The following is a 2299-nucleotide window of genomic DNA, read 5'->3' on the forward strand; positions in this document are numbered from 1 at the left end:
CGGGCAGGTGTTCGATACCCTCGACCAAGGCATCTCGGCTGCCCAGCAAGGGCTGGGTATTTCGGTGGTCGATCTGGTGCTGGCCAGTGCCGACCTGGCCGCCGGGCGGCTGGTCACGCCGTTCAAGCACGCGGTGGCCACCGGCGACGGTTATTACATGACCTGGCTCAAGGCCAGCCCCAAGGCGCGGCAGATGCACAAGCTGCGCGAATTCCTGCTTGGCCAGGTGCCACCGCTGGCCTGCAAGGACATCAATTACCTGTACGGTTGAACCCATGCGGCCGGCCACCGGCAAACACCCGCTGGCCTCAACAAAACGCGCTGCGACGGTGCATCAGCGGTAGAATCGCCGCAACCAGCACAACAACGATTCAGAGGTCGACGCGGTGGAGTTGCAGCAGGGCTTTGTACTGACCCGACATTGGCATGACACGCCCGAAGGCACCTGCGTGGAATTCTGGCTGGCCACCGACCAGGGGCCACGGCAGCTGCGCCTGGCGCCTCAGGTATCGGTGGCATTCATCCCCCAGGCGCAGGAAGCGCACGCACGAGTGCTGCTGGCCAATGAACCTGGTGTCGAGCTGCGGCTGCTGCAACTGAAGGACTTCGACCAGCGCCTGGTGCTGGGCCTGTACTGCCGCCAGCACCGGCAACTGATGCAGCTGGAGCAACGCCTGCGCACGGCCGGGATCGATGTGTTCGAAGCCGATATTCGCCCGCCCGAGCGCTACCTGATGGAGCGCTTCATCACCGCCCCGGTGCAGTTCACCGGCCAAGCGGATGCCCAGGGCGTGTTCTGCGATGCCCAGCTCAAGCCTCTGGCGGGTTATCGGCCGCCGCTGCGCCTGGTGTCGCTGGACATCGAGACCAGCGAGCGGGGCGAGCTGTACAGTATTGCCTTGGAAGGCTGTGGCCAGCGCCAGGTGTACATGCTCGGGCCGGCCAACGGCACGGCTGATGGCCTGGACTTCGACTTGCACTACTGCACCGACCGCGCCGGCATACTGGCCTGCCTCAACCAGTGGATGGCCGAGCACGACCCGGATGCGATCATCGGCTGGAACCTGATCCAGTTTGACCTGCGCCTGTTGCATGAGCACGCCAAGTTGCTGCAGGTGCCGCTGGCACTTGGGCGCAATGGTGCGCCGATGACCTTGCGCAGTCAGGCCGGTGGTGGCCACGTATTCGCCGATGCCCCGGGGCGGCTGCTGATCGACGGCATCGAGGCGCTGCGTTCGGCGACCTGGAGCTTCCCGTCGTTCAGCCTCGAAAGTGTTGCCCAGACCTTGCTCGGTGAAGGCAAGGCCATCGACACGCCGTACCAGCGGATGGATGAAATCAACCGCCGCTTCGCCGAGGACAAGCCGGCATTGGCGCGCTACAACCTCAAGGACTGCGAGCTGGTAACCCGCATCTTTGCCCACACCCGCCTGCTCGAATTCCTGCTGGAGCGGTCTTCGGTCACCGGCCTTGCGGTGGACCGCAGCGGTGGCTCGGTGGCCGCGTTCTGCCACTTGTACATCCCGCAGATGCACCGCCTGGGCTTCGTCGCCCCCAACCTCGGCAGCCGCCCCGACGAAGCCAGCCCTGGTGGTTTCGTCATGGATTCGCGCCCGGGTCTGTACGACTCGGTGTTGGTGCTGGATTACAAGAGCCTGTACCCGTCGATCATTCGCACCTTTCTGATCGACCCAGTGGGGCTGGTCGAAGGCTTGCGCCTGCCGGACGATGAGCACTCGGTTGAAGGCTTCCGGGGCGGGCGTTTTTCCCGTAGCGAGCATTGCCTGCCGGCCATCGTCGAGCGGGTATGGCAGGGCCGGGAGGCGGCCAAGCGCGAGGGCAACGCGCCGCTGTCGCAGGCGCTGAAGATCATCATGAATGCCTTCTACGGAGTGTTGGGTTCGAGTGGCTGCCGCTTCTTCGACCCGCGCCTGGCTTCGTCGATCACCATGCGCGGCCACCAGATCATGCGCCAGACCCGTGCGTTGATCGAGGCCAGGGGCTACGAGGTAATCTACGGCGACACCGATTCCACCTTCGTCTGGCTCAAGAGCCCGCATGACGAAGCGGCTGCGGCCTCCATTGGCAGGGACCTGGCAGCGCAGGTGAACGACTGGTGGCGACGCCATCTGCGCGAGCAGATGAACCTGCAAAGCGCGCTGGAGCTGCAGTTCGAAGTGCATTACCGGCGGTTTCTGATGCCGACCATTCGGGGTGCCGAAGAAGGCAGCAAGAAGCGCTACGCGGGCTTGGTGCGGCGCGCGGATGGCACCGAGGAAATGGTCTACAAAGGGCTGGA

At 64.6% G+C, this 2299-nt stretch carries 2 protein-coding genes; both read left to right on the forward strand.

What is annotated here, in order from left to right; genetic code table 11:
- Positions 1-271: LysR substrate-binding domain-containing protein (locus JV551A3_RS12275; RefSeq protein WP_235874567.1), on the forward strand; the 271-nt coding region annotated here is incomplete at its 5' end.
- Between the two features lie 115 nt (positions 272-386).
- A partial coding sequence (locus JV551A3_RS12280) for a DNA polymerase II (RefSeq protein ID WP_133978732.1) occupies positions 387-2299 on the forward strand: 1913 nt, incomplete at its 3' end.

This window comes from Pseudomonas inefficax (assembly GCF_900277125.1).
In the GTDB taxonomy this organism is placed as follows: Bacteria; Pseudomonadota; Gammaproteobacteria; order Pseudomonadales; family Pseudomonadaceae; genus Aquipseudomonas; species Aquipseudomonas inefficax.